Source organism: Cohnella nanjingensis (assembly GCF_014212125.1).
Classification (GTDB): Bacteria; Bacillota; Bacilli; order Paenibacillales; family Paenibacillaceae; genus Cohnella; species Cohnella nanjingensis.
Window position 1 is genome coordinate 65037 of sequence record NZ_JACJVP010000025.1, and the last position, 26000, is coordinate 91036.

Sequence of the window (26000 nt, forward strand, 5' to 3'; positions counted from 1 at the left end):
TTTAAATAGACAAATCTTCCAGACTCGCCGCTATCGCATTATGAAGGCAGGCCCGGAGCCGGACGACCGACTTGTCCCGCCCGAGATGCACGCGGTTCGTCAGCAGCACGACGGTGAGTCCCGCAGCCGGGTCGACGTACAGACTCGTGCCGGTAAAGCCGGTATGTCCATAGCTCCGTTCGGACAGCAGATCGCCGGACGCGTCCCATCGGTCCCCCTTGAGCACCCACCCGAGTCCCCGGTTCCCGCCCGCGGCGGGGGCCGTCTGATTCCGCACGGCCAGCCGGACGGACGAGCGCGACAGCAGCCGCTTCCCTTCCCATTCGCCCTCGTTCAGCCACATCGTCGCATACCGGGTCAGGTCCCGGGCCGTGGAGAACAAGCCCGCGTGTCCGCTGACGCCGCCCATCGCCCCCGCGTTCTCGTCATGCACGACGCCCCACCGCGGACCGGGCTCGTACGGATAATGTTCGGTAGGCGCGATCCGCGGACGGTCTTCCGGCGGCGGGCAGAACCGGGTGTCCGTCATCCCGAGCGGTTCGAAGATCCGCTTCGCGGCCGCCTCGTCGAGCGGCAGGCCGAGCACGTTGGAGATTAACCGGCCGAGCAGGATGAAGCCAAAGTCGCTATAAACCACCTGCGTGCCCGGTTCGTACGCCAGCGATTGGCCCGTGACGAAGTCCATGATCTCCTCGAGCGACCAGCCGTGGGAGTGCATATCGGCGAACGGCGCCAATCCCGCCGTATGCGTCAGCAGCTGCCGGACCGTGACGGAGGACTTGCCGTTCGCGGCAAATTCGGGAATGAATCGCTCGACCGGATCATCGAGGCGCATGCGTCCTTCGTCCAACAGCTGGAGCGCAAGCGGCAGCGTCACAACGATCTTCGTCAAGGAAGCGCAATCGTACAGCGTATCCGTCCGGACCGGGAAGCACGCCGCGCCGCCGCGGACGGCCGTGTCCCCTGCGGCATATTCCAGCCGCTGCCCGTTGCGGCCGATGGCGATGACGCCGCCCGGCGTCTCGCCGTCCGCGATCGCCTGATCCAGCGTCGCCAGCGCGTTTCCCGTGAGCCGGGCGCCCAAGCCCATCGGTCCGGCTTGCCGGGTCCATTCCTCTCGCACAGCATCGTTCCCCCTCTCTGAAAATGGGATGCCGAGCGGCGCATGCCGCCGCCCGGCCAAGATGGATAAAAAGACGGCCAGCCGAATCCGAACGGCCGGCGCCGCAATGCTCCCCAGAGGAACATCGCGGATCGGAACCGAATCGGGATCGGCTGCCGCGATGATCAGGCTGCTGAACCGATAAATCTGCTTACATGAAGGTCTGCAGGCGCTGATGCACGCCGCCGGGGCCGACCGCATAAGCCTGCGCGCGCTTGAAGCCGTTGACCGCGCCGCGTACGACCGTCAGCGCTTTGTAGTAATCGATGTACGGGAAGCCGTACGTCTCGCCCCGCGCGAACGCGTAGCAGTTCAGACCCTTGACCCACTTCTCGTACGCTTCTTCCGGGATGTCGAGGAACACTTCGGGGTTGTAGTCGTACATATCCTCCCAGTTCTCCGAGAAGTAGACCCGCTTCACGCCATGATACGGCAATTCGCGCTCAAAGCCCGGGATCGCGGCGTAGAATCGGGCGTCCTTCACGATGAAGTGCGTGTTCTCATGGTCTTTGTGCATGCTCTTCGACCAGTGGGTGATGAGGATGTCGGGCTTCAGCTCGCGGATCACGTCGGCGACCTGGAACTTGACCTCTTCGTTCAGCGGCAACTCGCCGTCCTTGTAGTCGAAGAAGCGAACGTCCGCTCCGATGATATGGGCGAATTGATGCGCTTCGTCGATCTTCTGCTTGGCGTATTCCGTCGGCGACAGGCGGGGATGGCCCTTCTCGCCCGGCGTCAGATGGAGCATCGTAACTTTGTGGCCTTCCATGACGTACTTGGCGAGCGTGGCGCCCGCCGTCAGGTCCTGATCTCCCGCATGCGCGCTGATGGCCAAGATGTGTTGTTTTTGATTGTCGCTCATTTGAATATCGCTCCCTTTATATGGATGTATGTGGTATTGCGCGAGTTACCGCAAGTTGCCTTACTTCAGTCCGGCGTTCATCATGCCGCGTACGTAGTACTTCTGCAAGAAAATGAAGAGCAGCAGGATCGGGATCGTCGCGATGACGAGCCCGGCCATGACCAGCGGCTGGGTCAGCGTCGGATCGAGCGCGGACTTCAGCATCTGGATGCCGACGGGCAGCGTCGCCAGCTCCGAATTGACTGAGTTCATGAGCAGCGCCCAGATGAATTCGTTCCAGGAGTTGATGAACTCGAAGATCGCGAGCGTCGCGAGCGCCGGCGCGGTCATCGGCAGCACGATCTGGAAGAAGATGCGCAGCTCCTTGGCGCCGTCGATCCGGGCCGCCTCCAGATAAGCGTCTTCGATCGAGATCATGAACTGGCGCATCAGGAAGATGCCGAAGCCGCTGACCGAGAACGGCACGATCAGCCCGAGCACGCTGGCCGCGAGCCCGCCCTCTCCGCCCTGGCCGAGAATGTCGTTGCCGCCGACGAGCGGAAAGTGGACGGTGATGAAGTAGTTCGGAATGAAGAACAGAAACGCCGGGAACATCATCGTCGACAGGATGAAGCGGAATACGACCTGCTTGCCCGGGAAGCGGAGCTTCGCCAGCACGTAGCCGGCCAGCGAGCTCGTGAACAGCACGAGCAGCGTGATGGAGATCGAGCGGATCAGGCTGTTCTTGAACAGGAGCAGCAGCTGCAGCTGCTCGACCGCCATCCGGTAGTTGTCGAAGATGAATTGCTTGGGCAGCAGCGTATAGTTCAACAGCGCGTACTCGGATGCGCTCTTGAAGGAGGAGAAGATCATGTCCAGGAATGGAAAGACCATCATGACGCTGCCGACGATAATGATAACGTAGAAGTACCAGGGAGCGCGATTGGATCTCATCAGTAGCTCTCCACCCCTCCCTTGCGGAAAATCAGCAGCTGAGCCATCGTGATGATGAAGATCACGACGAACAAGACGAAGGCCATGGCGCTCGCGACGCCCCAGTTGCCGAAGCTGAACGCCTGGTTGTACATCTCCAGCGCGCCGACGTTGGTCGAGTTGCCCGGCCCGCCGCTCTTGGCCATGACCATCGTCAGCGTGAACGACTGCAGGCCGCCGATGAAGGACGTGATCAGCACGAACAGGATCGTCGGCTTCAGCAGCGGGAACGTGATCCGCGTATACTGGCTGAAGTGACCGGCGCCTTCGAGCTCCGCCGCTTCGTAATAGTCGTGCGGGATGCCCTTCAGTCCCGCGCTCAGGAGCAGCACCGCGCTGCCGATGCCCATCCAGCCGCTGACCGCGGTGATGGACAGAAGCGCATGGTTCGGATCGTCCAGGAAATTCACGGACTTGAAGCCCAGGGACGTGATGATGCCGTTGATCAACCCGTTGGTCGGGTTGTACATGTAGTACCAGACATTCCCGATCGCGACGACGGTCGTGACGGCCGGCATGAAGAACAGCGTCCGCCACAGGCCCTCATACCGCATCCGCGAGATGAGGTACGAGATAATCAGCGCCGCGATGAACGAGATCGCCACCCCGCCGAACGCGAAGACGAACGTATTCGTCAGGATCGGGTGCAGGAAGCTCGACTGCGGCGAGAAGATGGCGCGGTAGTTCTTCAATCCGACCCACTTCATCGAAGCAAAGTCGAAGCCGCCCCAGTCGGTAAAGCTGATCGCCACGGAGAAGACGACCGGAATCATCAGAAAGATCATGTAGAACAGCAGTACCGGCGACAGAAAAGAGTAGGCTAGCAGCGTCTCCCTCTTGAATTTGAATCGTCTCATGGCCCACCTCCTTGCAACTTCGAATCAGGGGAGCAGCCGGGGCAGCCTGAAGGCCGCCCGGCCGCCTCATCCCTTATTTCTCGCCCAGCTTGGCGTTAATCTGGGTATGCGCATTGTTCAGCGCGGCGTCCGCTTGGATCTGATCGGTCCACATGCTCTCGATCTGCTTGTACAGAATGTCCTGCACTTCCGTACCCGCTGCCGGGCTCTGCTCGTCCAGCGCGTTGTTCAGCGCGTCGGCGAACAGCTTCGCGCTCGGATTCGATTGCAGCTTCTCCTGAACCTTGGCGGACGAGAGGTCCGTCTTGCGGGACGGGATGACGTTGAACGTATCCAGCAGGAACTGCCCTTCCGGCGTCATGCCGCTGTCGTCGGCTTGGGCGTTCATCCATTGCAGGAACTTCCAAGCTTCTTCCTGGTGCTTGGACTTGCTGTTGACGCCATAAGCCCACGTGTAAGCCATCGTGCCGCCCGCGCCGCCGTCCGGCGTCGGCATCGGCGCCTCGCCCACATCGGCGTAAGCATCCTTCATCAGCGTCTTCAGCGAGCCGTCCCACCAGCCGGCGCCGATCGTCATGCCGACTTGGCCCGCGCCGAAGCCTTTGGTCGTGTTGAAGGCGATATCCGTGATGCCGTTCTTGCCGTACACTTTGCTGTAGAAGTCCATCGTCTTGCGGCCCGCGTCGCTGTCCAGGTTGGACTTGGACAGGTCATCGCTGAGCAATCCGCTGCCCGCGGCGGCCATCATCGCCATGAACGGCTGATCGACGAGACCCGCGTAGCCGCGCTGGAAGCCGAAGCCTTGGACGAGCACCTTGCCGCTGGAATCCTTCTTCTCGATCTTCTTGCTCATCTCGAGCAGCTCGTCCCACGTCTTCGGCGGCGCGTCGTAGCCGGCTTCCTTCAGCAGCTTCTTGTTGTAGAACAGGCCGTAGGCTTGCACCTCGGTCGGATAGCCGAACACTTTGCCGTTCAGGGACGCGCCCTTGACCGCCGCTTCGGGATAGTTCTGCGCGACGTCGTCCGCGACGCTCTGCGGCGCTTCGGCGAGCACGTTGTTCTTGGCCAGCTGGCCGCCCCACAGCGTGTAGACGTGCATGATGTCCGCGACTTGACCCGCCGACTGCTTGGTCATGATCGTCTTCAGCAGCTCGCCGAAGTCGACCGGCGTCATCTTGACCTGGATGTTGGGGTTCTCGCTGTTCCACTTGTCGATATAAGGCTTCAGCGCGGCTTCGTTGGTGCCGTTGTAGTGCGACAGGAGCGTCAGCGTCACCTTCTTGCCCGACGATCCTCCATCCTTGCTCCCGCTGCATGCGGCCGTAGCGGTCGCGGCCAGCGCCACCATCAGCGATCCGCTCAGTACCTTTTGCCATCTCTTCATCTTTCGAGCCCTCCCCAAACGCATGGTTTATATGGATCTGCACACGATGTCGAAGCTTCGTGTGATCGTGAAGCCTGTCTTCAGATACAGCTGACCTGCCGGACTCTGTTCTCCGGTCCATAGAAACCATGCGCCATGCATGCCCTGCGCGCGCATGAGCTGGAGGCATTCGTACAAAAGGATCTTCCCGATTCCCTTGCCCCGCTGATTCGGATCGACGCCGAACGGGCCGAACCGCTCCCGCACGCCCTCATATCCGCCATGAAGGCAGAAGCCGACGAGCGTCCCCTGGTGCCTCGCGACCAGAATCTGCGACAGCTTGAGCTGCTGCGTCAATCCTTCCCGGATGGCGCGGCCCCAATCGGGGTTGAACGCATCCGTCGCGAACCGGATCACCTCGTACAGATCGCTGTCCGTCGCTTGCCTGAACGTGTAGCCTTCGCCGATCCGCTGCGCGGTCAGCTGGCGGACCGCCTCCGGAATCTCGAAGTCGACCAGCGAATAATCCATCGCCACGGACGTATATTGGCGGGCGAAGCCGGCTTTGTCGAGCCAGGCGGCCGCTTCCGGATAAGCCTGCTTGTCGATGCCGGGGACGACGTAGTTCGGGGCGTAAGCGGAGAAGAACATCTTCTCCCGCTTATTCGCCCGCAAAAAAGCGGTCGCATCCTCCAGCAATCGCGTGGCGACGCCTTGTCTCCGGAAGCCCGGATCGACGAAGAAGAACGGCACCCAGCCCCGATCCGATTCCAGCTCCGTGCCGTGCATCGGCAGCAGACGCCGGATCGCGTAGAAGCAGCCGATCACCGCCCCGTCCGCGCAGGCGATGCGCATCCCTTGCGGATCGAAGTTCGCGTCGAGCAGCACGAGGTTGCGGAAGCGCAGCTCGGTGATCGGGTCCTTGGTCAAGCAGCGGTTCCAGAGCTTCACGATGGCCGCCTCGTCGCCCGGCAGGTAGTGACGGTATTGAACGGTTGTCATGGGATCACCTCATGATTGGCATTTTTAATCGTAGAGCAGGCTTGATTGTCGGATCGTCTCCCAATCCCGGCTGTCGGCTTGCCAATCGGCCAGGATCGCTTCGAGCGCGCCTTCCAGATGCAGCGTCTTGCGCACCCGGTCGCTGCCGCTCAACACGTCGATGAACCAGCCGGACTCGGCATCGTCGGGCTTCACCCATCGGAAGTCCTCCGGGTGCAGCGTCATGATGCGGTGGATCAGGCGGAGGCCGGTCGCGGCCGCTTCATACGCGCGTTTATCCGTCACGAACGTCATGACGCCGTTGCACAGCTCGCCCCGATGCTTGGAGATGACCGGGGTGAAAGTGATCGGATGGAATACGACGCCGGGGAGCTTCAGGGCGTTCATCTCGGCGCACAATTCGCGGTGCCGCAGCCAGGGCGCCCCGAACATCTCGAACGGCTTCGTCGTACCGCGTCCTTCGGATAGATTCGTTCCTTCGAATAGACAATTGCCCGTGTAGATTCTGACGGTATCGATCGTCGGCATGTTGGGCGAAGGCAGAATCCAAGGGAGGCCCGTATCGGGATACTCCATATCCCGTCTCCAGCCTTCGAGCCGGACGACTTGGAGCTCGCACGGCTTCTCCATCCGACGCTGGACGAATGTCGCGAATTCGCCGATCGTCAGCCCCGTACTGAAGGGAATGCGCCAGGCTCCGACCATGGAGTAGAAGCCTTCCTGCAGATAGCCGCCTTCCGCGCCATGGCCGCCCAGCGGGTTGGGCCGGTCGAGCACGATCACCTCGACGCCGTGCTCCGCGCAAGCTTGCATGACGTAGACCAGCGTGGAGAGGTACGTATAGAAGCGGACGCCCAGATCTTGAATGTCGAATACGATCGCATCCAGCCCTTCGAGCATCTCGGCCGTCGGCGCCCGATGCTTGCCGTACAGGCTGTGCACCGTAAGACCGGTCTCGGGGTCCGTCTCCTCTTCGAACTTGACGCCCGCCTGACGGTCGCCTCGGATGCCGTGCTCGCATCCGAACAGCGCCTTGAGCTCGGCCTGCTCCAGCGATGCGCAGATCTCGATCGTGGACCGATAGCGGGAATCGATGCCCGTAGGATTCGTTAACAGCCCAAACGTTTTGCCTTTTAAGTACTGATCCGCCACCTCTGTCAGCTTATCTGCCCCAGAACGAACATTTATCGACATTTGAATCTCCCTCCCTCGTATCAAGGTGACTTCCGCGTTACATTTTCTCTTATATTATGTCAGAAATTTTATTTCATCAACCTATTTTTTTATGAAATATAGATTCATCCCCTCGGAAAGCTAACAACCTTAACGGCCTACTTGATCCCCTCCATCCGCCTTGCCGCCCATTGAAAGCGCTGCCTTAACCCCATTATAGAGACTTAAAATAATTTTTCAACACATAATCAAAAATATAATATTTTATTTTACAAACAGACATTTCCTGTATATACTTGCTCTGAAAGATCACATCCGCCGCCTATCGGAGCGGAAGTCGACTGCCAAGTAAAAACGGCTTCGTCCTCTTTGGAAGAAGACGATACGTTTTTAGCGAAGGTCATACCGGCATGAATAGGCATGACACGGATTCATGAAGGGCGATCGGCGAATACACCTAGCAACGGAGGCTTCCTATGAACGAAAACATGAGCGCCCTTACGACGGAACAGCAAAATGCCAGGACGCGGCATATCGAGCGCCATTCCGTCGAGGAGCTGCTGCGCTTGATCAACGAAGAAGACCGCAGCGTCGCCGATACCGTCGGAGCCGCCATCCCGGCGATCTCCGAAGCCGTCGCCTTGATCGTCGAGGCGTTCCGCAAGCAGGGCCGTCTCTTCTACTTCGGGGCCGGCACGAGCGGCAGGCTCGGGATTCTGGACGCCTCCGAATGCCCGCCCACCTACGGGACGGACCCTTCGATGGTACAAGGCATCATCGCCGGCGGCGACACGGCCATCCGCGAAGCGGTGGAGGGCGCGGAAGACAGCTACGAGCTGGGCGTCCATGACGTCACGACGAACGGCGTGCAGCCGAACGATATTGTCGTGGGCATCGCCGCGAGCGGCAGAACGCCCTATGTTCTCGGCGCGATGGCGCGGGCGCGCGAGATCGGCGCGACGGTCATCGGGATCAGCAACAACGAAAGCAGCCCGATGAGCGACGTCGCCCACTTGATGATCGAGGCGGTAGTCGGCCCCGAAGTCATCATGGGCTCGACCCGCATGAAGGCCGGAACGGCGCAGAAGCTGATCCTGAACATGCTGACGACCGCCTCGATGATCAAGGTCGGCAAGGTATACGACAACCTAATGGTCGATCTGCAGCCTTCGAACGACAAGCTGGTCGACCGGGCCAAGCGGATCATTCAATTGGCGACGCAGGCGCCCGATTCCGAAGTAGAGGCCGCGTACGCCGCGGCCGACGGCCATGTGAAGACGGCCATCGTCATGATCCGCGCGAGCGTGGGCAGGCAAGAAGCCCGCCAATTGCTGGAGCGGGCGGACGACTTCGTGAGCAGCGCGATCGACATCGCGAAGTCAAGCGGCGGTTCGGCCGTCTAAAGGGGGCGCAATCGCGTGAACGTGCACGAGAAGTACGGCCTGCGGCCCGTCATTAACGCGGCGGGCACCATGACGTATCTAGGCTCGTCCCGCGTCAGCGCGCGGGTGACGGAAGCGATGAACGCCGTGCTGCCCGCGTTCGTCGAGATGCGGGAGCTGCAGCGCGCCGCCAGCCGCGCCATCTCCGCAGCGACCGGCGCGGAGGCGGGATGCGTGACCGCCAGCGCGGCCGCCGGCATCGCAGTCGCCGTCGCGGCCTGCATGACGGGGACGGACCTGAACCGGCTCGAGCGTCTGCCCGATACCTCCGGCCTGCGGAATGAGGTCGTCATCCAGAAGGGACACAGCGTCTCCTTCGGCGCCGGCTTGGCGCAGACGATCCGCCTCACGGGCGCTGCGTGCATCGAAGCCGGCGCCGCGACCGCCTGCGCCGGCTATCAGCTGCGGGGCGCGATCGGGCCGAACACCGCCGCGCTGGTCTACGTCGTCTCGCACCATGCCGTGCAGACCGGGATGGTCGGTCTCCGCGAATGCTGCGAGATCGCCGCCGAGTACGGCGTCCCGGTCATCGTGGACGCGGCTTCGGAATACGATCTGACCGGCTTTCTGGCGGCGGGCGCGCAGCTGGCCGTCTACAGCGGACACAAGTTCCTCGGCGGGCCCACCTCCGGCATCATCGCGGGCGACCTCCCGCTCGTCCGGGCCTGCTATATGCAGGAGAAAGGTATCGGCCGCTGCATGAAGGTCGGTAAGGAGAGCGTCGTCGGCGTCATCGAAGCGCTGGCGCAGTGGCGCGACCGCGATGCCGCCGGCATCAAGGCCGACGAGGACGCGCGGATCGACTTTGCGCTGGCGGCGTTGAACCGGTTGGACGGCCTCGCCGCCGATCGGGTCGCCGATCCGACCGGCAACCCGATCACCCGCCTCGGCGTGACGGTGGACGAGGACCGGTGCGGCCTGTCCGCCTTCGATCTCTGTCACGCCCTGGCGGCGGGGACGCCGTCGATACAGCTGCGCACGCACGAGACCGGGCACGGCCGCTTTCAATTGGATCCTTGCCAGCTCCGCGACGGAGAGATCGAACGCGTGTGCGAACGGATCGCCGATCTGCTGCGACATCCGGTCCGGCCGGAGCTGGCGACGAGGAACGGCGGCGATCTGAGCTATCTCTCGCTGCTCCGTTGGCCCGACTGACAAGCTCCGTCATCGCGCAGTCCAGACTACACCATCCAGAAAGGAGGCGATTCGATGTCCGGATTGCTCCTTCGAAACGCGACCTTCATCGGATTCGGCCCCGACTACGACAAGGCCATGTTGGACGTTCTGATCGATGAGCAAGGATTCGTCGCCGCCGTCGGCCGCGCCTTAGAGGCGCCCGACGCCGAAGCGATCGATCTGCGGGGCCAGTTGCTATCTCCGGGATGGATCGATCTGCACACCCACGTCTATTACGGGGTGTCGAATATCGGACTGCCCCCCGACGCCATCGGCCCCCGGGCCGGCGTCACCGCGCTCGTGGACGCGGGCAGCGCGGGCGAGGCCAACTTCGTCGGCTTCCGCGAGTACATCGTGAAGAGCCGTCCCTACCCGATCTATTCTTTCTTAAACTTGGGCTCGATCGGTCTGACCTACGCCAGCCAATTGAGCGAACTGGATAGCTTGGAGAAGCTGAACGTGGACCGCATGATGGCCTGCATCGCGGACAATCGCGAGACGATCAAGGGCGTGAAGCTGCGGGCGAGCGGCGTTATTCTGCGGGGGCTCGGCATCGAGATCGTGAAGGTGGCTAAACGCGCGGCCGCCGAAGCGGAGCTCCCGCTCATGATCCACATCGGCGAGCCGCTGCCGCTGCTGGAGGACATCCTCCCCGTCCTGGACGAAGGGGATATCGTGACGCACTGCTACCACGGCAAAAGGTGGGGACTGTTCGACAACAAGGGGCTGATCCCCCAAGCGGCCGACGCTTGGGAGCGGGGCGTACGCTTCGACGTCGGCCACGGCGCGGCCAGCTTCGACTACGAGGTGGCAGAGCGCGCCATCGCGCTAGGGCGCAAGCCGTTCTCCATTAGCACCGACCTGCATGCCCGCAACGTCAGCGGACCGGTCCGCAGCCTCGCGCTGACGATGTCCAAGCTGCTGGCCGTCGGCTTAAGTCTGGACGAGGTCGTCCATAGCGTGACCTCCCGGCCGGCGCAAGTCGTGGAGCTCGATCCGCTGACCATCGTGGAGCTCGATCCGCTGACCGTCGGCCTGATCGGCAAGCAAGCGCGGTTCACGGCCTTCTCCGTCGCGTCGGAGCCGACGCCGGCGGTCGACTCCGCCGGTAGGACGCGCATGCTGGACGCGATCATCCGACCGGAACGGGTGGTGCTGGGGCGAACGGTCGTGCGGTGCGAGTGAGACGGGCGACGATGATTAAGCTCATGCAAAAGGACCGTATTCTCTCAGGCGAGAGATTACGGTCCTTTTTCGTTACGTGGCCCGAACAACGGGAATAAGATGCCTTATGGGATTAGATCCGTTTGACCCAGATCCATTTCAGGATACCGAACGACACCATGGATCCGATAAAAATCGCCAGAAACCAAAACAGAATAGCCAAATAGGGGGAATTCTCCAAAATGCCGCGATAAACAACGGTATACGTGTCACGATAGGAGAAGTCCTCTTCTTGCCGAATCCCCGCCATCTGGAGGAGAAGACGGTAATTCAACGCACCCAACGCCATCTCCGCAACCGCAGCGAATAACATGCCTTGCCAGATGGTCCTACGCATTAGACGGCCTTGCCTCATCGCGATTCCCCTCAACTCCAAAATCAGCCTGAAGCGTTCTATATTCTCCGCGGGAAGCAGTTTCTCCTTGCCGATGAAGCCTATTATCTTAGCGCTCCGAGAGGACGGAGGCCTCCCAAGCGAGCATTCCCCGTACCTTGTTCGCCCCTGAAACGCTACTTCCGCTGCAGCGACCGCCACACCGTCTTGTTGCTGTATGCCTTCTCCGCGCTGATGTCCCGCCCGAACCAGTCCGGCGCGACGAAGGCATGCGCCGCGTCTTCCGAATCGAATTCGACCTCGAGCACGGTCAGGTCCAATTGATCGTAGCGGTCGATCTCCACGACCAGCCCCTCCCACTCGGCCGTCGTACGGATCTTCGTCAGCGCCACGGCGCCGAACGCTTCGGCCACCTGCCCGTAGAGGCTCTCCGAGATGGCGTATTCGATCTCTTCGCGCGCCAGGCCTTTCCCGTTTTTGAACGTATGCGTATACGTGCGCGCCCCCGTCGCGAGGTCGGTAATCCGGCGGATCCGCAGCTCCTGCGTGTCGTCGATCGCCAGGTAAGTCTGCTCGATCCGTTGCTCCGACCGGACGACGAACCGTTCGCGGATCGCTTCGGGCAGCGCGGGCAGCAGGAATTTGCGTTCAATCTCCATGGACATCTCTTAGGGTCTCCTCTGACAAGCAGTCTCTGCAACGACCCTATTATACTACTTGCGTTGACCGGCGTGACAGCCGGCCCAGCCCTGCCGCGCCAACTTCAGCGCACATGCTTGCGAATGATGGAATCGTTCTCCTCCATGAACGGCCAGCCCGGGCACTCGAGCGGCAGTTGGCTTGCGGCGTACAGGCGGGCCAGTTCGTCTTCGCGCAAGACGACGCCGCTGGCCAGATTATCCTGCAGCTGATGAACGCGGGAAGGGAACGCGCATGTCATCGATAGGCGAGAGGATTCGCCGCCCACTGCCGCCGGTTGTCGCTATGGGTCGGCGAATCGTTCGGCGGCATCTCGGACGGCAAGAGCCACGGACACGATCTGACGGAGCGTTAGCGGAAGGTGATGGAAGCCCCGCTAGTAGCAAGTTCGTTAATCAAGTACGTATTCGGATCGAAAAGACTGCAGCGCCAGCCTCAACCCCTGCGGATCGCCTAGCATTGGCAGATGGCCTGTGTCCAGGCTGCGGACGGCGTCCGGGGAGAGGTTCGCCCGCATGCGATCCTGCAGCGCGGAACCGAACTCCTTGTCCTTCGCCAACTTCACGTACAGCTTCGGCGCCTCAGGCATAGGCGCCTCCGTGCGATCGGTATAGACGCGGACGGATTCCGGCACGAAGTCCCGGACGATGATGTCCGCCTGCGCCGCCGGCAGATCGTTGCAGAGCCCGGCGCGGATCGCGGAGGCCGGAGGCCGGGTTCCCGCTCTCCGCAGGATGACGGAGAGCAGCAGCCGCTTCGGCCAGGGCAGCGCCGAGAGGAACGATCCGCCCCCTCGCGGGATTGCAGCGCCGACGGCCGCGAAGCCTGCGACGCGGTCCGGCATCTCCGCCGCGAGCCGCAGCGCCAGCGCGCCGCCCAGCGAATGCGCCACGAGGATGAAGCGCTCCACTTCCCACCTCTCCAACTGCCGCTTCAACTCGGCGACGTAGTCTTCCAGGGACAACGATCGTCTCTCCTCCGCCTCGGCGTCGCGGGCAGGATACTCGAGCGCCAGACAGGGCTCGTCGAACCCCTCTACGACCTCGTTCCAAATCCCGCCCCGCAGCCCCGCTCCGCTCACGAATGCGTATCCTACCTGTTCCTGCGCGCCGCTTGAGCCTGTCTTCTCTTGTCCGTTTGCCATCCTATCCGATTCCTCCTTCGATTCGATCGCTTCTCGATCAGCTCTAACCCGAGGATACGCTTTAAATAGGACAGATTTCGTCTTATTTGTATGATAAGCTAAGAAAAAATAGAGGAACGGAGCGAACCGCCATGCCGAAGTCCCAGCGGCTCATCCAATTAATCATGATAATTAACGCCAGGAAGACCTTCACCGTCCAGGAGCTTGCAGACGAGCTCGGCCTATCCACCCGCACGATCTCGCGGGATCTGCAGGAGCTGGGCGCGCTGGGCGTCCCGATCTATTCGGTCCAAGGGCGCGGCGGCGGCTACCGCCTCCTCCGGGAACGGCTGCTGCCGCCGATCGCCTTCTCGGAAGGCGAAGCCGTCGCGATCTTCTTCGCGTGCCAGTCGTTGGGCTTCTTCGGCTCGCTCCCCTTCGACGAAGGCGCCGCCACCGCGCTGCACAAGTTCTACCACTACCTCCCCGCCGACATGAAGGAACAGATCGACCGGCTCAAAGATCGGGTAGCGATCTGGAGTCCCGAACGGATCATGTCCCCGGCTCCTCTGCGCACGCTCCTGCAGGCGCTGATGAGCGGCAGCGTCGTGACGATCGCCTACAGCTCCGGCCAAGGCGAGACGCGTCGCGACATTCAGCCCATCGGCCTCTACGCCAGCTCCGGCTATTGGTATTGTCCGGCTTACTGCTACCTGCGCCAAGAAGTCCGGCAATTCCGCGCGGACCGCATCCGCTCGGCCGCGCTCAACCCCACGCATCCCGGCCTGCCGGAGGTCGGGGAGATGACGCTGTGGAATTCGCTCCCCGAGCTGGACGGCGCGGCGGAGACGGTCGAATTCACGATCGAATTGACGCCTCGCGGGGTCTGGACGCTGGCGTCCAATAATCGGTTCGGGCCGGCGATCGTACGCGGAGCGGATGGCGGCGGCACGGCAACCGTCCGGATCGGGGCGAAGGACCTGACGTTCTACGCGGACTTGGCGTGGCGGATGGGCGAGGACGCCAGAATCACGGCGCCGGCGGAGGCGGTCGCCTACGTGCGCGGTAAGATCGAAGCGATGCGGGCGAGATATACGTAAGGCATGCGTTATGCGTATAGCTGGAGGTATAAGTATGGCCGGAGGTATAAGTATGGCTGGAGGTATAAGTATGGCTGGAGGTATAAGTATGGCTGGAGGTATAAGTATGGCTGGAGGTATAAGTATGGCTGGGGGTGTAAGGGGGTGTAAGTATGGCTGGAGGCGCGCGAGCCGAAGGATTCGATATCGGATCGCGGCAGAGGAATGCTCCCCCTCCGCATCGAATACATTGCCTATCGAAAAAAACGGAGGGACACGGTTATGGGGACGGCGTTTTCCTTTTTACAAGCTGCGGCATACGTCAGCGCGATTCTATTGGTCGGAATCGCTGGATTTCAGGTGATGCTGCTTCTGGGCCTGCCGCTCGGGGCGTACAGCTGGGGAGGCAAGCATCCGGGCGTATTGCCGAAGCGGCTGCGTCTATTAAGCTTGCCGGCCGCCTGCGTGCTTCTGTTGATCGGCTTTATTTTTCTCGTTCATACGGATGCGGTCGCGATCGACATGCCTTCGGCGTTCACGCGAATCCTGGTCTGGATCTTCACGATCTTTCTCGGTCTGAACACGCTGGGGAATCTGGCTTCGAAGAGCAGGCAAGAAAAGCGGGCGATGGCGCCTCTGTCGGGGATATTATTCGTATGCGGACTGTACATCGCCCTCTACGGCGGATAGGCGACCAAGGCGAACGCAAAAAACACGCATGACCTTACCAGGTCACAGGCTATTATGAAAATTGCGACAGGCTAAAAGGATCGCACAGCGGCGAATCCGGCCTTTACGAGCTGCAACGATAAAATGTATATGGCCTATCTGATACTTATTTGGCGGTTAGCGGAAATTCGGAAATTCTAAGCACCTATTGTTCCGTCATCATAGATTTGTCAGACCTCCGGAACTCCGACCTCCTGATCTCCAAACCTTCGCACCTCCAAACCTCCGGACCGCCAGACCTCCGGACCGCCAGACCTCCAGACCTCCNNTACAATTTATTGGGGAGCAGGCACCACGAGAAAGCGCCACGAGAAAGCGCCACGAGAAAGTACCACCATCAAGGCACCACCATCAAGGCACCACCATCAAGGCACCACCATCAAGGCACCACCATCAAGCACCATCAGCGAGCACCACGGCGCACCACGGCGAGCACCACCGACAAGCACCACCATCAAGCACCACCATCAAGCACCACCGAACATGTCCCAGCCCATGAGGCCCGGGCGACCTTTGCCCAACCGAAGACGAATATTCCGTACGATTATGAGGTGTGTAACCCTGAAAGCGATAATGGCAAATAGCTTCGTTGTTTTCAGATTGTCTCGGCTCCCCAACTCTACAAAAAGCAGGGCTGCACGCCCTGCTCCTGCATCTCTCACGGGTCTCCGAACCGCGGTTCAGTCCGACCCGATTTCCTTTTCCATGATCCAATCGTCCATCACGAATCCATTCCCTATATCCGCTACTTGCGTCCGTACCTTCCTAAATCCTTTTTTCTCATAAATGGCAATGGTGTCGTGATTGTACCGATTTACCGTGAGCCATATGCTGCCCAATCCCCGGTTTTTGCAGAGATCCGCCAGGAACGCCACAGCCTGGCTGGCATAACCCTTTCCTCTGTTCTCTTGTTGTATATAGAATTTGCTCAGAAACAGCTTGCCCTCTTCTTGTCTAACGCCGAGATAGCCGATGTTTTTGCCGTCCGCGTTCATCAAGTAATATTCGTAGCCCTGCCCGTTCACTTGGTCGGTAATCGCCTGAACGGACTGAAATTTCTCGATCATATAGTCGATTTGTTCATGGGATATGATGCTCACAAAATACTCATGCCAAATCGCCGACGCCAATTGCGCGACGATCGCGATTTCTTCCTTCGTCTCTACTTTCGGAAAACGCATTTCCATGAAATTCACCGCTCCTTCTACATAGCCCGGTCGATAGTGCCGAACCCTCTTGCCTCGTCGAACGTTGACGCTGGACGAGAAACCCGTTTAGAAACCTAAAAAGACAGCCCTTCGCAGCTGCGCTCACAGCGATGGCGCGAATCTGTGCCGCGTCGCCTGCTCGTAACCGTATGCAAGCTTGATCAGCGTCGGCTCGCTGTACGCAGCGCCCACGAAGGTGATACCCTGCGGCCCGCGCGTCTCGTAGCCTCCGGGTGCGACCACGCCGTTCTCCGTGTATCCGCCGGGTACCGTCAGGCTCGGATAGCCCGCCCGCGCGGCCAGATCCGAACCGTCCTCCGCGCCCAGGAACAGCAGCGCGTCCAGGCGATGCTCCGCCAGCGCATGATCGATGCCCCGTTCCCGCGACATCTCGCGGCTGCGCTTCAAGCTGTCCAGATACTCCTGCTCGGCAAGCGTGCCGCTTGTCGTCTCTTCCGCGTGTCGCATCGTATCTTGACCGTACTTCAGCGCCCGGTCCGCATTCGCTTCGTTGAAGGCGATCACGTCCCGCAGCGTGCGGACGGCGGTACCTGAGCCAAGCCGCGACAGATAGTCGTTGATGCCCCACTTGAACTCGTAGCGGAGGACATGCCAATCCCACTGCGTCTCTTCGCACGGCAGCGCGACCGGATCGATCACCGTTGCCCCCTGACGGCGCAGCGCGGCGATAGCCGCTTCGAGGATGGCCAACCGGGGTTCGTCCAATTCCTTGTAATAGAACCGGGGAATCCCGATCCTCGCCTGCCGCAATCCGTCCGCGTCCAGGAACGGCGTATAGTCGCGCAGAGCGCGGTCCGGGTGCGCGAGCGTCGCGGGGTCCCGCGCGTCCGCGCCCGTCAGCGCGCCGAGCAGGATCGCGGCGTCCGTCACCGTCCGGGCGATCGGGCCGGCGGTGTCCTGGCTGTGCGCGATCGGGATGATGCCGGACCGGCTGACCAGGCCGAGCGTCGGCTTGATCCCGACGAGGTTGTTCTGGCTGGCCGGGCTGATGATGGAGCCCGACGTCTCGGTGCCGATAGAGGCGGCGCACAGATTGGCGGCGACCGCGGCCGCCGAGCCCGAGCTCGAACCGCCCACGAACAGCTCGCCCGGTCCGTAGGGATTCAAGGTCTGCCCTCCGCGGGCGCTGTAGCCCGACCACATCGTCGACGACATGTAGTTGGCCATCTCCGTCATATTGGCCTTCCCGATCAGCACCGCTCCGGCGGCTCGCAGCCTGGAGGCCACGAAGGCATCCTCTGGGGCGATGGAGTCCGCGAGCGCCAACGATCCGGCGCTCGTATGCATGCGGTCGTGCGTGTCGATGTTGTCCTTCAGGAGGATCGGGATGCCGTGCAGCATCCCCCGGCTCCCCCGTTCGTTGCGCTCTAGGTCCAGTGCGGCGGCGATCTCCAATGCATCCGGATTCAGCTCCAGAATCGACCGGAGGAGCGGATCGTACTTGCGGATGCGCGCCAGATAGCCGCCGACGATAGCGACCGAAGTCGTTGTCCCTTGCTCCATCGCGGCCTGCAGCCGCGGGATGTCCATTTCGATCAGCCATTCCGATTGCTGTATGTCTATCACGAGTTTAACTCCTTTGCTTCAGATATCTCCTTGGCTGGCGAACGGGATTCGCCGCTCTCGTATTCCTGCTCCAGAATCGAATATAAGAACGAGTCGTGCCAGCTTCCCTTGTGCCGCATATGCTCGCGCAGCCGCCCTTCGTATTGCATCCCGACATGCTGCATCACCTTGGCGGAGCCGATGTTGCCCGGACGGCACGTCGCGTAGATGCGATGCAGGCCCAGCGTGCCGAAGCCGAATCGCAGCAGCGCTTCCGCCGCTTCGGACGCGTAGCCTTGGCGCCAATAGGCGGGATTCAGGCAATAGCCGATCTCGCCCTGGGCCGGCTCCGAGACATGGAGGCCGCAGCCGCCGATGAGCGCGCCGCCGTCCCGCAGCGTCATCGCCCACTCGTAACCCCGGCGCGGCTGCTGCTCCCGCATCTCCATCATCAGCTTCATGTATGCGCGGGTCTCCTCTTCGGTATTCGGTCCCCAGATCGTGTACTGCGTCACGATCGGGTCGGACGCGTAGCGGTGGACGGCTTCCGCGTCGTCCATCGTGAACTCTCGAATCAGCAGCCGTTCGGTCTCCAACACGCTGTGCCGCACCTCCGCGCCTGCGAAGCCGGAGCCTCGCGGCAATTTACCAGATTATAGGGCAAGGCGGCCCAGGCTGGCAATCCTTTTCTGAACTTCGGCTTCACTCCGCAGGCGATGCATAGGCCAGACAGGCGACCGCTGGCCGGAAATTCCGGCGCGATCGCCTGCTGCATGCCATGCTATATCGTTACGAAGATCGCTCGGTCAACCCGTTCGCGCGCGCTGCGCTTCCGTCACCGGCCCTGTTCCTGCGTCATAAACGCGCAAAGAACGAATGACCGGCTCCCCTTCGCTGGCGAGCACGCGCAGGCGGACGGCGTCCGCCTTCACCGGCGGGAAGGCGTCGATCTTCTTGCGGCCGATCGCGCTCCCCCGCGCCAGCTCCATCCATGCGCCGCCCTGCCGCGCTTCGGCGACGTACGAGCGGATCCGCTCGCCCAGCCGGATATCCTCCATGAGCACGAGATGATCGATCGTCGTCGCCGTACCCAGTTCCAGCGTGAGCTCGCTGCCAGCCCCCCGGGTCTGCCCCGCCGGATCGCCGAAGCGGCGCCGCACTTCTGCGCCCAGTTCGAGCACGCGACGCACGTCGGCCTCCGGCAGCAAGCCCCGGTCGTCGGGCGCGACGTTGAGCAGCAGATTGCAGCCGTGGCCGACCGACCGATAGTAGACGTCGACGAGATGCGCCAGCGTATGCAGGCGGTCTTCGGCGTCCGGGTGCCAGAACCATTGGTGCGCGCGGATCGGCACGTCGCATTCCGCCGGCACCCACTTGGGCGTGCCGTCCAGCCACCCGGCGCTCGCGTCGGTGAACATGCTGAGGCGTGCCGCTTCGGCCGTATTCCAGCATGGATAGGGCGCGACGCCGTCCTCGTTGCCCACCCATCGGATCGTCGGAGCGCCCATGTTGAACACCATCGCCTCCGGCTGATAGGCCCGGACGATCGCCATGATGCGCTCCCAGTCGTACTCGCGCCCTTCGGATCCGGCTCCGTCGAACCAGACCTCCATGAGCGGACCGTAGCCGGTCAGCAGCTCCGTGAGCTGTTCGGCATAGAAGTCGTCATACGCGGCCTTGTCCGCATACTTCGGCTCATGCCGGTCCCACGGGGACAGGTAGAGGCCGAACCCGAGCCCTTCCTCCCGGCAGGCGTCCGCGCACTCCCGCACGACGTCGCCTTGGCCGTCCTTCCAGGGACTCGAAGCGACGGAGTAATCCGTCGTCGCCGTCGGCCACAGACAGAAGCCGTCATGATGCTTCGCCGTGAGGATAAAGTACTTCATCCCGGCCTGCTTGGCCGCGCGTACCCATTGGCGCGCATCGAGCGAGGCCGGATGGAACCGTTCCGGCGCGTCCTGCCCCTCCCCCCATTCCTGGTCGCAGAACGTATTCATGCCGAAGTGGCAGAACATCCCCATCTCCAGCTCCTGCCATCTCAGCTGCGCTGCGGAAGGGAGCGCTCCCCGATATTCGTTCATCCGTCCATTCCTCCTACGATGTTCGATCGCCTGTCTCGCGTCGCGAAATGTAAACGGTTGGATAAAAAGAAAATTGTTGTTGACTTTCCGTGAACGGAAATGGTATTTTTTTGGTGAAGTTACAGTTCCGTACACGGAAGTATTTCACAGTAAGAAGGTGGGCGACTTGGAACCGTTCAAGCACATCTACAGCACCAAGAAGATCGCGGCCATCCTCAACAAGACGGATCGTCAGATCCGCAATATGTGCCGCGCCGGCTCCTTGAACGCCCGTCAGTTAGACCCGGATGATCCCAAATCACCCTGGATGGTATATTATCCTCCGACAGCGTACAAAAAAGGGGAACATCAAGATGAATAACATTCTTTTTGTCGTATTCTCCACCCTTGAAGCCGTATCGATGTTCACCATCATGCTTCATCTGTTTCGCTTCAACGTCCTCCACTACTACAAGCAATTGCTCGCCATGTCAGTCCTCATGTCCCTGTTCAGCCTGTCCGTCTGGAACGAACTTCACTTATCCGAATACGCGCCGGTTATCTTAATCGCAGTCTTTATTCTCTTTCTATTCTTCACCCTTCGAATCTCGATCATAGGCTCGACCTTAGTCGTCCTTTTTGGCTACAGCGCCTATGCGCTGATACAGACGCTGGTCCTCTTGGCGATGGAGTCGTTCGAACCCTATTCGACCTTCAATCCCGCGGAAGACGAAGCGGAGGGCTACGTGCTTCAGGCGGTATCCTCCATCATTACGCTGTTGCTCAGTCATGCCTTATATAAGAGGGGTTACGGCTTCACCTTTTCGCTCGATCGCTTCAAATGGAAAGGCGAGTGGGAGAACCGAATCATGTTCGTGCTCCTGTGTCTCGGCATCTTGTTCGTCGCAATGATTCCGATGTTCAAGAATTCGCTGCTTTGGGTCGTGCTAGTCTTCATTTTCATTCTTGCTTTCCAAATCTATCTTTATATCAAGAAGGAGCAACGATGATCGAGAACCTTTCCGAGAAGCTTGCCGTATCCCTGAAGAACGCCGTTCCGGATTATCCCGGCTCCGTCGCCAGACTGAAATTCGGCATTCATATCATTCTGAATACGATCCTGACCATCGCCGTCGCCGTCATTCTCGGGATCGTCATCCATGACTTGGCGAGCGTCATGGTCATTCTGTTCTCCTTCGCTCTGCTTCGCGCCTTCTCGGGCGGCATTCACGTCAAGATCGCCCTGCTGTGCATCCTCGTGTCGGCTGTGGCCGCCGCCTTGCTCGCCATGACGAAGGAATTGGCCATGCCCGGAGAGGTATTCACCGCGCTCAACGTCATCAGCATGCTGCTGGTGCTCGTCTATGCGCCATCCAGAATCGCGGGTCAGACGAGAATCCCTAGACGCTTCTATCCGCTCCTAAAGGTGATCTCGCTGCTCATCGTCGGCTCGAACTTCCTTCTTCATTCCGATCTCCTGGCCGTCACGTGGTTCGTGCAATCGCTGACGCTCATTCGACGTTTGAAAGGAGGTGAATCGAGATGAGCAAAAGACTGCTTAAGGTAGCGGCAACACTGATCGGTGCCGTGGCGTTCCTGGCTGTAGCGCCTGCTAGCTTCGTATGGGTCAACCAACCGGAAGTGCCGGCTGAATTGCTCGAATAGGCGGCGATATCCATGGCCTGGTGTTGGGCTGTTACCAGGGATGGAGAGGGCGGACTCCTCAATCTCGACGGTATGGACATTCTCAAATTCAGCTGCGAGGGCACTACATACAAGATCCATACCCGGGATGAGGAGTTCCACCTCCTCGTCTCCTTGGACAAAATCGAATCGGCGCTCAAGGCGGCGGGCCTGCCGTTCGAGCGATCCGATAGAGGCAATCTGATCCAACTGACCGAAGTCGTCGCGTTGGACGAGAAGTACGCGAAGGCGCTATTCAAAGGCGGCAAGTCGGCCACGATCTCCAGCTCCAAATTCAAGCAAATCAAAGCGCAGGTCGCTAGAAACGCATTCGGCAGCAAGGATCGCTGCGCCACCCCTCTGATGTGGCCGGTCTCCAGGAGAGAGCGCGGGGACTCCGGCGTCATTTTCCTAGAAGTGCGCCAGATCATCAAGTTCAGCGCATTCGGCAACGCCATCCAAGTGCATACGCAGGACGAGGTTTTTCATCTGTTGGCGACGCTCGATAGGATCGAATCGGCTCTTCAGGCGGTCGGACTGCCGTTCGAAAGGGCGGATCGAGGCAACCTGATCCATATGACGAAAATGGTAGAACTCGACGAGAAGTTTTCGAAGGCGATCTTCGCCGGCGGGAAAACGGCCACCATCTCCAGTTCGAAATACAAAAAGATTAAAGCGCTATTCATCGCCATGGTAAGAATCATGCGCATGGATTAAGGGCCTGGAGCGCCAACGGCTCCCGGCCCTATCGGCGTCTTCCCGCGGGCTTTCCCGTCTCGGCCCCCCGTTCCGACGCTCCGCCGGACGCCGGTCTATCCGCCCGAGATGCCCGACAGCTTTCGAAGCTGCTGGGGGTTGGCTTGGTGAACCTTCCGGAACATCTTGGAGAAGTAGGAGAAGTTGCTGTAGCCGAGCGTGCGCGCGATCTCTGAGATCGGGATCGTAGAGTGGGCGATCAGCTCCTTGGCGATCCGCATCCGCTCGTTCAGCAGGTAATCGGTGATGCTCATGCCTACTTCCTTCTTGAACAGGCGCGACAGATAGGCGGGATTCAAGTAGGCATATTCGGCCAGCATCTCGCGCGTAATGTTCTCTCCGAGGCGATCGGCGATGTAGGCGCGCAGACGGCGAATGACCGATTCGTCCTGGTCCAGATAGCGATGCACGGCGCGGATGAGCCTCACGCCCCGCTCTTCCATCTGCTCGACCGTGCGCGGAGGCGCCTTGACTTGGGGGACGCCTGCGTCGTGAAGCAATTGATGCGCCGAGAGCCCCTTCTTCTGCAGAAGGTAGTGAATCATCTGCAGGAACCCCAGGTAATAAGCATCCAGGACGCTCGCGCCGAAACGCCGGTCCGCCGCGAGCTCCCGCAGACTGCTCCGGAGCTGCCGAACCAGCTCCTCTTCCTTGCCGTGCTCCAGCAGCAGCGCCCAAGCCGCATAGTCGGGCAGGCGCGGGTCCGGCACAGGGTCCCCGGTCTGGTTGCGCAGCCAGCTCAGCCTGTTCGACTCGCTGAGATTGTTGTACTCCATAGCCAGCAGCGCTTTGTACATCGCGGTCAGCTCGGGCAGCGCCACGGGCTCGCCGATGTAGCAGGATACGGTGCAGTTCAAATACCGCGTGCAGGCGTCGATATACCGGTCGCAACGGCCGCCGATGCGATTCCGCAGCGCGGCTGCTTCCTCCGGCGACGCGAAGAGGAGCGCCATCGCGACGCCGTGCTTCGTATGGATGACCTCCCCGCGCGAATCCGCGATGACGAGCTCGGACGCCGACTGGCGGATCGCGTACTCCATCACCTCTTCGTCCCGGGTGCTGAGCTCCCGCTTCCAATCCTCCACGCTGATCAGCACCGGCAGCAGCCGGTCCTCCGGCTGGAGGGCGATGCCGTATTCGGCGGGGAGACGGACGCCGGCCTCCTCGCTTGCGACGATCCGCTCCGCCAGCAGGTCGTACCAGAAGCGCTCGCTGAGGAGCGTCTTCTTCTTGGTCCACAGCTCGTAGTACGGCTTGTACCGCTCGGTCTGCGCCCGCTCGCTGCGCTTGTCCGCCACGGTGCGGATCGCCCGGCGGAGCGTCTCCTCCATGACGTCGAACTCGACCGGCTTCATGATGTAGTCGAAGCTGCTGAGCTGGATCGCCCGCTGCATGAAGCGGAAGTCGCCGTGGGCCGTCAGGAAGATCGTCTCCGTGTGCGGCGAGTGTCCGTTGACCCACTCCAGCAGCTCGATCCCCGTGCCCTTCGGCATCTCGATATCGCAGATCATGACGTCGATCTCCTGCCGCTCGTAGATCCTCACCGCTTCTCTCATATTGTAGGCTTCATAGACGGCCGTGACGCCGAGGCCCTCCCAATCGATCGCATCCTTCATCCCCATGACGGCGTACATCTCATCGTCGACAATCAAGACCTGCAAGCGGCCCACCTCCGGCAAGTAAGGATCTTAACCCATCTTCTCCTGCGGCATCTCCGACTGCGGAAGCGCCTGCAAAGGAATCTCCAGCTCGACCAGCGCGCCGCCCTCCGCGTCGTTGCCGAACGTCAGGCGCGCCTCGCGTCCGTACAGGAATTGCAAGCGGTGATAGCTGTTCCAGATACCCAGATGCCGGTCGTCGGTGCGCCGGAAGTAGCTGCCGTCCCGAAGCGCTCCCAAGACGTCCGGCGGGAATCCGCTGCCGTTGTCGGCGATCCGGATGCGGCAGCTCCCCCGGTCCGGGTCCCGCACCGCTTGAATCTCGATATGGAACGGTTCCTCCATGAAGTCGAAGCCGTATTTGACGGCGTTCTCGATAAAGGGCTGCACGAGCAGCGGAGGCACCGGGACCTGCCGGACGTCCTCCTCGACCGCGATCCGGAACGTGATCCGTTCGGGGAAGCGAACCTGCTGAATGCGCAGGTAGCTGTCCATATGCTCCATCTCTTCGGCGAGCATCACGAAGGATTGGCTCGTCTTGGTCGTGAAGCGGAAGTACTTCACCAGGTTCAGGCACATCGCCTGAATGACCGAGAAGTTCTTGATCTGCGCCAGGTTGTATACGACATTAATGCTGTTCAGCAGAAAGTGCGGGTTGATCTGCAGCTGCAGATGCTTCAACTCCGCCTGCTGAGCGCGGATTTGCTCCTCGTAGACGTTGATCTTCAGCTTCTGGATCTGATGCGCCATGTCGTTGAACGTCTCGTTGACCGAGAAAAATTCGCGCGACGGCGAGCGGCTCAGCCTGAACTTCCAGTCGCCCCGCTTCAGCGTGCGCATGGCCTTCACCAGCTCGTTCATCGGCCGGATGATGACGCCGTTGAGATAGATCAGGTACAGCAAGAGCAGCGCGAAGGCGAAGAGCGGCACCCAGACGAGGAACGCGCGGAAGCGGGACAGGTTCTGCAGCATGCCCTGCTCGGGAATGAAGGCGGCCAGCGTGACGTCCGTCGAGGCGATCGGATTGCTGACGACGACGTACGTGTCCTTCTCGCCCTTCAGCCGCTCGTAATTCGCCCGCAGATCGATGACGGGCGGCTCCTTGAAGCTGCCCGTGTCGATGCTGCCCGAGATCACCTTCCCGCTCCAATCCGCGAAGGCGGCGAAGCCCGCCCTGCCGAGCTGAATGAGCTCCAGCGGCACCATCAAGTGATCGAGCCGCACCCAGGCGCCCAGGTAGTCGCCGAAGCCCGATTTGACGATGCGGATCAGCCCCGGCTTGCCGGCGCACTTCGCGATCTTCCACTCCGTGAACAGAGGACTGTCCGGCTGCACCTCGTCCAGCAGGTCCGTGAGGCATTGCTGAATGCCCATCGTCTCGTCGTAGGTGTCGGCCTGGATCTGGGTATGGATCAGATCCCGGTGCGCCGTGACGTAGACGAACTGAATATCGGAGCTGCTATTGAACCGGTGATTGCGGGTCAGGCCGTTCAGGATGCGCAGCTTGGTCAGCGCGTACTCGGTAGAGTCGTAGTCCATCTTGTTGAGAGAGAGAATATCCGCGTCGTCGGAGGCGAGCGTGTACAGGAAGTTGCTCTCCCGCCCGAGCGCGGTCTGGATCTGATTCGAGTAGAGCGTGATCATGCTCTTGTTCGACTCCGCCGCCTGTTCGCGGACGGAGTTGGACGCCGTATAATTGCTATAGAGCAGGAGGCAGACGAGCGGCAGCGCGATCGTAACGAAGCCTACGATTAATTTGAATCGGAGCGAGCGTTTCGGATTCATCGTCGTTGTCCCCGCCTATTCATCCCGATCGGTAGATTGACAGCCTTCTACTCGACATTATGGCATATCCCCTCGCGCCAAGTAAGC

Annotated in this window: 28 protein-coding genes; 11 read left to right on the forward strand and 17 right to left on the reverse strand. The window is 60.9% G+C overall.

The genetic code is table 11. The features are described 5' to 3' along the window. Window position 1: 1 nt before the first annotated feature. On the reverse strand, window positions 2–1123 hold the full coding sequence (locus H7C19_RS15715; protein ID WP_313731690.1) for a serine hydrolase domain-containing protein: 1122 nt from the start codon (window positions 1121–1123) through the stop codon (window positions 2–4). Window positions 1124–1184: 61 nt separating this feature from the next. Here H7C19_RS15715 and H7C19_RS35260 point away from each other — a divergent pair, with 61 nt between their 5' ends. Next, window positions 1185–1307 (forward strand): hypothetical protein, encoded by a 123-nt coding sequence (locus tag H7C19_RS35260; RefSeq protein ID WP_281384880.1) that lies wholly within the window; start codon window positions 1185–1187, stop codon window positions 1305–1307. Between the two features lie 6 nt (window positions 1308–1313). Here H7C19_RS35260 and H7C19_RS15720 read toward each other — a convergent pair whose 3' ends face one another. The 6 genes from H7C19_RS15720 to H7C19_RS15745 all read right to left on the reverse strand — a co-directional run bounded on the left by H7C19_RS15720 (window position 1314) and on the right by H7C19_RS15745 (window position 7412). Continuing rightward, window positions 1314–2024: a PIG-L deacetylase family protein gene (locus H7C19_RS15720; protein ID WP_185143608.1), complete on the reverse strand. Its 711-nt coding sequence runs from the start codon at window positions 2022–2024 to the stop codon at window positions 1314–1316. 60 nt (window positions 2025–2084) lie between these two features. Beyond that, window positions 2085–2957, reverse strand: a complete 873-nt coding sequence (locus tag H7C19_RS15725; protein ID WP_185143609.1) for a carbohydrate ABC transporter permease — start codon at window positions 2955–2957, stop codon at window positions 2085–2087. Then, window positions 2957–3853, reverse strand: coding sequence for a carbohydrate ABC transporter permease (locus tag H7C19_RS15730; RefSeq protein WP_185143610.1), 897 nt, complete (start codon window positions 3851–3853; stop codon window positions 2957–2959). Before H7C19_RS15730 ends, H7C19_RS15725 begins: the two co-directional genes overlap by 1 nt. Window positions 3854–3926: 73 nt before the next feature. Further along, window positions 3927–5237 carry an ABC transporter substrate-binding protein gene (locus H7C19_RS15735; RefSeq protein ID WP_185143611.1) on the reverse strand — a complete coding sequence of 437 codons (1311 nt, stop codon included), beginning with the start codon at window positions 5235–5237 and terminating at the stop codon, window positions 3927–3929. Between the two features lie 27 nt (window positions 5238–5264). Continuing rightward, window positions 5265–6218, reverse strand: a complete 954-nt coding sequence (locus H7C19_RS15740; protein ID WP_185143612.1) for a GNAT family N-acetyltransferase — start codon at window positions 6216–6218, stop codon at window positions 5265–5267. Between the two features lie 24 nt (window positions 6219–6242). Then, window positions 6243–7412: an exo-beta-N-acetylmuramidase NamZ family protein gene (locus H7C19_RS15745; RefSeq protein WP_185143613.1), complete on the reverse strand. Its 1170-nt coding sequence runs from the start codon at window positions 7410–7412 to the stop codon at window positions 6243–6245. Window positions 7413–7867: 455 nt separating this feature from the next. Between H7C19_RS15745 and murQ the strand changes: the two genes are divergently transcribed. Genes murQ through H7C19_RS15760 form a run of 3 tightly spaced genes read left to right on the forward strand, consistent with a single transcriptional unit; the run spans window position 7868 to window position 11194 of the window. Then, window positions 7868–8794, forward strand: a complete 927-nt coding sequence (murQ, locus tag H7C19_RS15750) for an N-acetylmuramic acid 6-phosphate etherase (protein ID WP_185143614.1) — start codon at window positions 7868–7870, stop codon at window positions 8792–8794. A gap of 15 nt (window positions 8795–8809) precedes the next feature. Continuing rightward, window positions 8810–9988, forward strand: a complete 1179-nt coding sequence (locus H7C19_RS15755; RefSeq protein WP_185143615.1) for a PLP-dependent aminotransferase family protein — start codon at window positions 8810–8812, stop codon at window positions 9986–9988. A gap of 54 nt (window positions 9989–10042) precedes the next feature. Then, on the forward strand, window positions 10043–11194 hold the full coding sequence (locus H7C19_RS15760; protein WP_185143616.1) for an amidohydrolase/deacetylase family metallohydrolase: 1152 nt from the start codon (window positions 10043–10045) through the stop codon (window positions 11192–11194). Window positions 11195–11306: 112 nt separating this feature from the next. Here H7C19_RS15760 and H7C19_RS15765 read toward each other — a convergent pair whose 3' ends face one another. The 4 genes from H7C19_RS15765 to H7C19_RS15780 all read right to left on the reverse strand — a co-directional run bounded on the left by H7C19_RS15765 (window position 11307) and on the right by H7C19_RS15780 (window position 13410). Beyond that, window positions 11307–11570 (reverse strand): hypothetical protein, encoded by a 264-nt coding sequence (locus tag H7C19_RS15765; RefSeq protein WP_221469274.1) that lies wholly within the window; start codon window positions 11568–11570, stop codon window positions 11307–11309. A 173-nt stretch (window positions 11571–11743) separates the two neighbouring features. After that, the gene (locus H7C19_RS15770) at window positions 11744–12232 is read right to left on the reverse strand and encodes a CYTH domain-containing protein (RefSeq protein ID WP_185143618.1); all 489 of its coding nucleotides are present in this window, start codon (window positions 12230–12232) and stop codon (window positions 11744–11746) included. 98 nt (window positions 12233–12330) lie between these two features. Continuing rightward, complete coding sequence (locus H7C19_RS15775) at window positions 12331–12507, reverse strand: hypothetical protein (protein ID WP_185143619.1); 177 nt, start codon at window positions 12505–12507, stop codon at window positions 12331–12333. A gap of 150 nt (window positions 12508–12657) precedes the next feature. Next, window positions 12658–13410, reverse strand: a complete 753-nt coding sequence (locus tag H7C19_RS15780) for an alpha/beta fold hydrolase (RefSeq protein ID WP_185143620.1) — start codon at window positions 13408–13410, stop codon at window positions 12658–12660. 131 nt (window positions 13411–13541) lie between these two features. Here H7C19_RS15780 and H7C19_RS15785 point away from each other — a divergent pair, with 131 nt between their 5' ends. Beyond that, entirely contained in the window at window positions 13542–14489 is a 948-nt protein-coding gene (locus tag H7C19_RS15785) for a helix-turn-helix transcriptional regulator (RefSeq protein WP_185143621.1), read from the forward strand. Window positions 14490–14750: 261 nt separating this feature from the next. Further along, entirely contained in the window at window positions 14751–15158 is a 408-nt protein-coding gene (locus H7C19_RS15790) for a hypothetical protein (RefSeq protein ID WP_185143622.1), read from the forward strand. 719 nt (window positions 15159–15877) lie between these two features. Here the strand turns inward: H7C19_RS15790 and H7C19_RS15795 are convergent. The 4 genes from H7C19_RS15795 to H7C19_RS15810 all read right to left on the reverse strand — a co-directional run bounded on the left by H7C19_RS15795 (window position 15878) and on the right by H7C19_RS15810 (window position 20052). After that, window positions 15878–16384, reverse strand: a complete 507-nt coding sequence (locus tag H7C19_RS15795; RefSeq protein WP_185143623.1) for a GNAT family N-acetyltransferase — start codon at window positions 16382–16384, stop codon at window positions 15878–15880. Window positions 16385–16507: 123 nt separating this feature from the next. Beyond that, entirely contained in the window at window positions 16508–17956 is a 1449-nt protein-coding gene (locus tag H7C19_RS15800) for an amidase family protein (RefSeq protein ID WP_185143749.1), read from the reverse strand. Between the two features lie 32 nt (window positions 17957–17988). Next, window positions 17989–18570: a GNAT family N-acetyltransferase gene (locus tag H7C19_RS15805; RefSeq protein WP_185143624.1), complete on the reverse strand. Its 582-nt coding sequence runs from the start codon at window positions 18568–18570 to the stop codon at window positions 17989–17991. A 207-nt stretch (window positions 18571–18777) separates the two neighbouring features. Then, the gene (locus H7C19_RS15810; RefSeq protein ID WP_185143625.1) at window positions 18778–20052 is read right to left on the reverse strand and encodes an alpha-L-fucosidase; all 1275 of its coding nucleotides are present in this window, start codon (window positions 20050–20052) and stop codon (window positions 18778–18780) included. A gap of 166 nt (window positions 20053–20218) precedes the next feature. Between H7C19_RS15810 and H7C19_RS15815 the strand changes: the two genes are divergently transcribed. The 5 genes from H7C19_RS15815 to H7C19_RS15835 all read left to right on the forward strand — a co-directional run bounded on the left by H7C19_RS15815 (window position 20219) and on the right by H7C19_RS15835 (window position 22431). After that, the gene (locus tag H7C19_RS15815) at window positions 20219–20413 is read left to right on the forward strand and encodes a hypothetical protein (RefSeq protein WP_185143626.1); all 195 of its coding nucleotides are present in this window, start codon (window positions 20219–20221) and stop codon (window positions 20411–20413) included. After that, window positions 20406–21041 (forward strand): hypothetical protein, encoded by a 636-nt coding sequence (locus H7C19_RS15820; protein ID WP_185143627.1) that lies wholly within the window; start codon window positions 20406–20408, stop codon window positions 21039–21041. The genes H7C19_RS15815 and H7C19_RS15820 overlap by 8 nt, the downstream gene beginning before the upstream one ends. Continuing rightward, window positions 21038–21577, forward strand: coding sequence for an accessory gene regulator B family protein (locus H7C19_RS15825; protein WP_185143628.1), 540 nt, complete (start codon window positions 21038–21040; stop codon window positions 21575–21577). The genes H7C19_RS15820 and H7C19_RS15825 overlap by 4 nt, the downstream gene beginning before the upstream one ends. Next, window positions 21574–21696: a cyclic lactone autoinducer peptide gene (locus tag H7C19_RS15830; RefSeq protein ID WP_185143629.1), complete on the forward strand. Its 123-nt coding sequence runs from the start codon at window positions 21574–21576 to the stop codon at window positions 21694–21696. The genes H7C19_RS15825 and H7C19_RS15830 overlap by 4 nt, the downstream gene beginning before the upstream one ends. Window positions 21697–21768: 72 nt before the next feature. Next, window positions 21769–22431, forward strand: coding sequence for a LytTR family transcriptional regulator DNA-binding domain-containing protein (locus tag H7C19_RS15835; RefSeq protein ID WP_221469275.1), 663 nt, complete (start codon window positions 21769–21771; stop codon window positions 22429–22431). Window positions 22432–22526: 95 nt separating this feature from the next. Here H7C19_RS15835 and H7C19_RS15840 read toward each other — a convergent pair whose 3' ends face one another. After that, entirely contained in the window at window positions 22527–24131 is a 1605-nt protein-coding gene (locus H7C19_RS15840) for a response regulator (protein WP_246469539.1), read from the reverse strand. A 27-nt stretch (window positions 24132–24158) separates the two neighbouring features. Continuing rightward, window positions 24159–25913: a cache domain-containing sensor histidine kinase gene (locus tag H7C19_RS15845; protein ID WP_185143631.1), complete on the reverse strand. Its 1755-nt coding sequence runs from the start codon at window positions 25911–25913 to the stop codon at window positions 24159–24161. Window positions 25914–26000: the final 87 nt, after the last annotated feature.